The following is a 6,316-nucleotide window of genomic DNA, read 5'->3' as shown; positions in this document are numbered from 1 at the left end:
GACCGCGGCTGCGAGTGGATCGACGAGCAGAAGGCGACCAGGGTGGGCCCGCCGCGGGAGATCTGGCATGTGCTTCCGTGGGACGAGACGCGTCCGGCGCGCATGACGGTGCTCTGGCACTACGCGTAAGCGACGCCGGGCGGCACTGCGTCCGGGTGATGCAGGCGGAGCCGGGGCGCTCGGTACGATGGCGACTGTGACCACATCGACCGTGCGCCCCGGCATCGCCGAGCGGCTTTCGCAGATGATCCGGATCCCGACGGTCTCGGCTGAGCTCGACGAGCGCGGTGCGGCACCTTTCGAGGAGTTCGTCGCACTGATCGCCGAGCTCTATCCCCTGACGCACGCGAAGCTGCGCCTCGAACGGCACACCGACTTCGGGCTGCTGTTCCACTGGGAGGGCACGGGCGCGGCATCGGGTGGACCGGTCGTGCTGATGGCGCACTACGACGTCGTCCCGGTCGATGAGAGCGATGCCTGGACCCATCCGCCCTTCGATGGCGTGATCGCCGACGGTTCGGTGTTCGGCCGCGGCGCCTTGGACGACAAGGGTCCGCTCATCGTCGTGCTCGAAGCGGTCGAGAATCTGCTCGCCGACGGATTCGTTCCGCCCCGCGACGTGTATCTCTCGTTCGGCGGCAACGAGGAGACCTACGGGAAGGCGGCGGAGGAGATCGCCCGGGTCCTGCGCGAACGCGGCGTCGTGCCCTGGCTCGTGGTCGATGAGGGCGGTGCCGTCGTCGACGCGCCCCTGCCGTTCGTCCCCGGTCGGGCGGCGATGATCGGCGTCGGCGAGAAGGGCGTGATGACGCTCCGGCTGTCGGCGCGCGGCGAGGGCGGTCATGCCTCGGCCCCGCCATCACTCACCGCCGTACGACGCATCGCGAGGGCCGTCGACCGCCTCGGTCCCGCCACCTTCCGCCCTCGCGCCTCGAAAGCGGTCCTGCGGATGCTGTCGCAGCTGGCGGCGCAGACGCCGGGGCCGGCCCGCCACCTGCTGCGGTTCCTCGGAGCGGCGCCGCTGCTGACCGGGCAGGTGTTCGCCGCGCTCGGCGGTGAACCGGCGGCACTCGTGCGCACGACCGTCGCCCCGACGATGCAGTCCGGAGGGACTGCGGCCAACGTGCTGCCCTCGCAGGCGTCCGCGACCGTCAACCTCCGCATCGCGCTGGGCGAGACGACGCAGCAGACCGTGTATCGCGTGCGCCGTCGCATCCGCGATCCGCGCGTCTCCGTCGAAGTGGTCGAGGCCAGTGAGCCCTCGCCGGAATCGGCTACCGACAACGCGCAATTCGCCCTGCTCGCGGCCGCGCTCGAGGTCTCGCATCCCGGGGTTCCGGCGGTGCCCTACGTGATGATGGCCGCCACCGACTCCCGGCACTTCCACCGCTTCTCGCCGGCGGTCTACCGCTTCGCTCCGCTGGACATGTCGAACGCGCAGCGGGCTTCGATCCACGGGATCGATGAGAGCGTGGAGATCGCGGCGCTGGAGCGCGGAGAGCGATTCCATCGCGCGCTTCTCGAACGGCTAGGGTGATCTCACCCTCCTCCCGCCTCGAGCGGGAGCACCCGAAACAAGAAGCAGGAGACGCGATGACGCGCACCCGCACTCTGGGCACCCTCGCCGTCGTCGTCGGCTTCCTCGCGTTCGTGGAGTTCACGAGTGGTGTGCTGCAGGGGTACTACACGCCCATGCTCAGCGACATCGCCCGGCACCTCGGCATCCACGACGCCGACGTGAACTGGCTCGAGGGTGCGCAGCTCATGCTGTCGGCGCTCGTCGTCCCGGCGTTCGCGAAGCTCGGCGACATGGTCGGCCACAAGCGGATGCTGCTGATCTCGACGGCCGTCACCGCCGCGGCGGCCCTGGTGCTGCCGTTCACGGACTCCTTCGGCGTGTTCCTCGCGGCCTGGGCGCTCATGGGTTTCTACGTCGTCTGGCTCCCGCTCGAGATCGCCCTGATCTGGTCACGGTCGCGTCGCATGGAAGGACGCTCCTCGATCACGGCCAAGGCGGCCGGCCTCCTGGTCGCCGCCCTCGAAGGTGGTGCGATCATCGGCGCTCTCGTGGGCGGCGCGCTGATCGACGTCCTGCCCCTCACGGTCGTCCTCCTGGTTCCGGCTGTGCTCATCGTGGTGTGCTTCTTCGTGATCCTGTTCGGGGTCAAGGAATCTCCCGAGCCGACCGGCGGCATCTTCGACACGGTCGGCCTCGTGCTGATCTCCCTGGCCCTCGTCTGCTTCACCGGCGGACTCAGCCTGCTCCGCCTCGAGGGCGGTCTCGTGAATCCGTGGTCCTGGGCCGTGGTCGTCTTCGGTGTGCTGCTGGTGATCCCGTTCGTGCTCTGGGAGCTGCGCTGCGAAGACCCGCTCATCGACGTGCGCATGTTCCGCTCGCCCGCGCTCGGACCGGTGTTCCTCACCGCAGGGCTCTTCGGAGTCAGCGTGCTCGGTGCTCAGGCGCCGCTGTCGACGTTCGCGCGGACCGATCCGTCGGTCTACGGTTACGGTCTCGGCACGAGCGGGTTCGCGACCTCGCTCATCATCGGCGTGTACCTCGTGGCGATGATCGCGGGTGCGCTCCTGTTCCCGACCATCGCACGATGGGCGACTCCACGGGTCACGCTGATGGGCGCTTCGATGCTGGTGGGGCTTGGCTTCCTGTTGTTCCTGCCGTTCCATGACACCTATGGTCAGGTCATCACGAACATGGTTGTCGTGGGCCTCGGTTCCGGTGCGCTGGTCGCGGCTCTTCCCGCTGCCGCCGCATCGGCCGCGCCCGCGACGCAGACCGGTGTCGCGACGGGGCTCACCAACTCGGTGAAGACCGTGGGCGGGGCGATCGCCTCGTGCGTTTTCGGCATCGCGCTGCTGCACGGTGTCGCCACGACCGCCGGCGCGACCGAGGGGACGGCCGGTTCGCTGGCGGGGTACTTCACCGTCTGGATCGTCTGCGGTGTCACCGCGCTCGTCGCAGCCGTCATCCTCGTGTTCGTGCCGAAGACCGCGTTCACCGACCGGTCGGTCGACGCGGAGGTCGCCCCGGTCGTCTGAAGTCGGCGCTGATCATTCCCGATCGAGGCCGAACGTGCGCTTCACGATGGCCTGCACGTCGCCGTCGAGCCCGTCGATGCGCGTGTTCACGGCATCGAACCGTGTGTCGACGGCGTCGAACCGCGTGTTCACCGCATCGAATCGGGCGTTCATCTCGTTGCGGAGTCCGCCGATCTCACTGCGGACGACGTGGATGAACAGCGTGGAGACCACGGTGAGAGTGCTGAACATCAGCGCGCTGAACGCCCCGATCATGGTCCAGATCTGCGCGTCATTCATGAATTCCACCCCGTCATCGTCGCATCGATTCCGCAAGCTTGCCAGGCCGCGGGCAGCGAAGATATCGGTGACCCGGGAGGTGGGGACAAGACGTTTTCGAGCGTGCCCGGGGAGGAGTAGTCGAGCCGCTCTGACGAGGGCGACGAGGATGCCACCGGAGCGGGGCGGCGCGATCTCCGCCGCCCGGCTCCTTGTCTCAATCGCCCTTCACGTTGACGAGCTGCCGCAGCGTGTGCCGGATCGATACGAGGCTCGCGGCATCCGCCATCACCCGGTCGATCGGCTTGTACGCCTGCGGGATCTCGTCGACGAAGGCGTCCGTGTCACGGAACTCGATGCCCGTCATCGCCTCCCGCAGCTGGTCGTGGGTGAACGCCCGCCTCGCGGCCGACCGGGAGTACTCCCGACCCGCCCCGTGCGGCGAGGAGTTCAGCGACTGCGGGTCGCCGAGCCCCTCGACCACGTAGGAGGCAGTGCCCATCGATCCGGGGATGAGCCCCGGCCGACCGGCGTCCGCCTGGATCGCGCCCTTCCGTGACACCCACACCTGCTTGCCGTAGTGCTTCTCCGATTCGGTGAAGTTGTGGTGGCAGTTGATGCGCTCCTGCTCGTCGACGCCGGTGCCGAGGAACTCGGACACCTGCCGGATGACCCGGTCCATCATCTCCTCCCGGTTCAGCAGGGCGAAGTGCTGTGCCCACCGCAGCTCCCGGGTGTACCGGGTGAATTCCTCGGTGCCCTCGACCAGGTACGCCAGGTCAGGGTCGGGGAGGTCGATCCACCACTGCTTGCACAGCCGCTGCGCGACCGAGATGTGCTTCATGGCGATCTTGTTGCCGACGCCTCGGGAGCCCGAGTGCAGGAACAGCCACACCCGGTCGAGCTCGTCGACCGACACCTCGATGAAGTGGTTGCCCGAGCCGAGCGTGCCCAGCTGCAGCCGCCAGTTCCCGGCATAGCTCGCGGGGTCGAAGCCGTTCTTCTCGGCGAGCTGCTCGAGCTCGGCGATGCGCGGCTCCGCGGTCGCGACGACCTTGCGGTTGTATCGGCCCGCCGACAGCGGGATGGCGCGTTCGATCTGCTCCCGAAGCTCGGCGAGGTCGCGACCTTCGAGGTCGTTCCTCGTGAACTGGGTGCGGACGGCGATCATGCCGCAGCCGATGTCGACACCGACGGCCGCGGGGATGATCGCGCCGAGCGTCGGGATGACCGAGCCGACCGTCGCCCCCTTGCCGAGGTGCGCATCCGGCATCAGTGCCAGGTGCGGGTGGATGAACGGCATGCGGGCCGCGGTGTGCGCCTGAGCGAGTGTCTTCTCGTCGATCAGCGACGCCCACGACAGCAGCCGTGCGGAGAGCCTCTCCATGATTCCTTTCCTTGTGGTGGTGGTCAGCCACAGGTCAGGGTGCTCTCCAACGGAAAACGCCCCGGACCTGACGGTGCGGGGCGTTGCGAGAGCGGATGCTGTCACACGGCGCGCGCCGGAGGGTACGACTCGTTGCGGTCATTGCGCTTCGACTGAAGCTGCAACACCGCTGCGATGGGAAGGTTCCGCTGGGCGGTCATCCGTCGACTCCTCGGCTGGCGTGCTGGGCCGATCGGCACAGCTTTGCCACATTAGGGGGCGACACGCCCGGGAGTCAAGCCGTCTCGCGCGGCGGGTTGTACATGAACTCGATGCGGATGCCGTCGGCGTCTTCGACGAAAGAGGCGTAGTAGCGCTCGGAGTAACGGGGATACTCCTTGGGGTCGCGCACGGCGGTCCAGCCCGCATCCAACGCGATCGTGTGCAGGCGTTCGACCTCGTCGCGCGTCGGAACGGCGAAGGCGATGTGCTGCCAGCCGATCTTGCCGTGCCGGTGCGGGGAGGAGTCCTCGTCCCAGGTGTACAGGATGATCTCGGTCTCGTCGCCGTTGTTCCACGAGACCGAGTGGTCGTCTTCGCCGCCGCTCTGATAGCCCAGGGCGGTGAGGACCGGATGGAACTGCGCGCGGCCGCGCTCGAGGTCGTCGACGGTGATGCCCAGATGATCCAGAAGTGCCATGCGGCCCAGTCTTCCAGAAACGCTCTATCCCGTCAGGGGGCGATCCTCCCGAACGTGGCGGGGTCGACGGGCCGTTGGCGACGAGGGAGGTTCTCCACGACGAGGAGGTACGACTCGGTCACCAGCTCCCGGACGAGGTCCTGCGGCAGCTTGCCGCCGGGGCGGAGCGAGATCCAGTGCTTCTTGTTCATGTGATAGCCGGGGATGATGTCATCGAACTGCCGGCGAAGCGCGTCGCCGTCTTCGGGTGCCGACTTGAGGGTCACCATCGCCTCGCCGGTGGCCGAAGTGAGCAGCATGAACACCTTGTCGCGCACTTTGAACACGTCCCATTCGGGGCCGAAAGGATGCTCGAGTCGAGCCCCCGGCAGTTCATCGGCGCGGTCCCGCGCGCACTGCTGCAGGCGGTCACCTTTCATGAGCACTCCTCTTCCGAAACGGTGCCAAACGACGGTACGCACCACCGTACGGGCTCCCACCGACAGCGGAGGCCACGGAGCCGGCACGGGCTCAATGCGGCGCGTGGTACTCGGCTTCGCCGCGCTTCCAGTAGCCCTTCACGATGGCGTTCGCGGTGTCGACGCCCCATCGGCCGAGGAGCGCCCGGCCCGGCTTGACGATCGACTGCTCGGCGGCGATGAAGACGAACGGGTCGGAGCCCACGGCATCTTCGGCTGTCAGGCGCTCGAGGAAGGCGATGAGTTCGGAGCCGGAAGGAGCATCGCCGCGGTGCAGCCACTCGACCTCGACCGGCGCTTCGATGTCGAACTCGCGGCCCTGATTGACGGTCTCCACCACGATGCGTGCCGGGGTTCCCTCGGGGATCAGCGCGGCGAAGCGGCGGATCGCGGGGATCGCCGTCTCGTCGCCGACGAGCAGCCATCCACCGGGCTCGCCGACCAGCACGGCCGACCCGCGGGGGCCGCCGACGCCGATGG

General features: G+C 68.2%; 7 protein-coding genes. 2 read left to right on the top strand and 5 right to left on the bottom strand.

Annotation, left to right across the window (positions count from 1 at the left end):
- Positions 1-196: 196 nt before the first annotated feature.
- Both ACNPM4_RS12035 and ACNPM4_RS12030 read left to right on the top strand, forming a co-directional pair.
- Positions 197-1,537, top strand: a complete 1,341-nt coding sequence (locus ACNPM4_RS12035) for a M20/M25/M40 family metallo-hydrolase (protein ID WP_448985845.1) — start codon at positions 197-199, stop codon at positions 1,535-1,537.
- Between the two features lie 56 nt (positions 1,538-1,593).
- Positions 1,594-3,054, top strand: a complete 1,461-nt coding sequence (locus ACNPM4_RS12030; RefSeq protein WP_448985844.1) for an MFS transporter — start codon at positions 1,594-1,596, stop codon at positions 3,052-3,054.
- Positions 3,055-3,066: 12 nt separating this feature from the next.
- On the opposite strand, the gene ACNPM4_RS12025 is transcribed toward ACNPM4_RS12030, so the two are convergent.
- From ACNPM4_RS12025 to ACNPM4_RS12005, 5 genes are all read right to left on the bottom strand, one after another.
- Positions 3,067-3,333 carry a hypothetical protein gene (locus ACNPM4_RS12025; RefSeq protein WP_205829010.1) on the bottom strand — a complete coding sequence of 89 codons (267 nt, stop codon included), beginning with the start codon at positions 3,331-3,333 and terminating at the stop codon, positions 3,067-3,069.
- A 196-nt stretch (positions 3,334-3,529) separates the two neighbouring features.
- On the bottom strand, positions 3,530-4,699 hold the full coding sequence (locus tag ACNPM4_RS12020; RefSeq protein ID WP_448985843.1) for an RtcB family protein: 1,170 nt from the start codon (positions 4,697-4,699) through the stop codon (positions 3,530-3,532).
- A gap of 274 nt (positions 4,700-4,973) precedes the next feature.
- Positions 4,974-5,378: a VOC family protein gene (locus ACNPM4_RS12015; protein WP_091035463.1), complete on the bottom strand. Its 405-nt coding sequence runs from the start codon at positions 5,376-5,378 to the stop codon at positions 4,974-4,976.
- Positions 5,379-5,410: 32 nt separating this feature from the next.
- Positions 5,411-5,797 (bottom strand): MmcQ/YjbR family DNA-binding protein, encoded by a 387-nt coding sequence (locus ACNPM4_RS12010; RefSeq protein ID WP_448985842.1) that lies wholly within the window; start codon positions 5,795-5,797, stop codon positions 5,411-5,413.
- Positions 5,798-5,888: 91 nt separating this feature from the next.
- Positions 5,889-6,316 (bottom strand): siderophore-interacting protein (locus tag ACNPM4_RS12005; RefSeq protein WP_448985841.1); only part of this gene is annotated, 428 nt, incomplete at its 5' end.

The sequence above is a fragment of the Microbacterium umsixpiens genome (assembly GCF_053543675.1).
This window is presented reverse-complemented; position numbering and strand designations above follow the sequence as displayed.

Coding starts and splice junctions, on each gene's coding strand:
- ACNPM4_RS12030 (WP_448985844.1), top strand. CDS start 1,594: ATGACGCGCACCCGCACTCTGGGCACCCTCGCCGTCGTCGTCGGCTTC.
- ACNPM4_RS12025 (WP_205829010.1), bottom strand. CDS start 3,333: ATGAATGACGCGCAGATCTGGACCATGATCGGGGCGTTCAGCGCGCTG.
- ACNPM4_RS12020 (WP_448985843.1), bottom strand. CDS start 4,699: ATGGAGAGGCTCTCCGCACGGCTGCTGTCGTGGGCGTCGCTGATCGAC.
- ACNPM4_RS12015 (WP_091035463.1), bottom strand. CDS start 5,378: ATGGCACTTCTGGATCATCTGGGCATCACCGTCGACGACCTCGAGCGC.
- ACNPM4_RS12010 (WP_448985842.1), bottom strand. CDS start 5,797: ATGAAAGGTGACCGCCTGCAGCAGTGCGCGCGGGACCGCGCCGATGAA.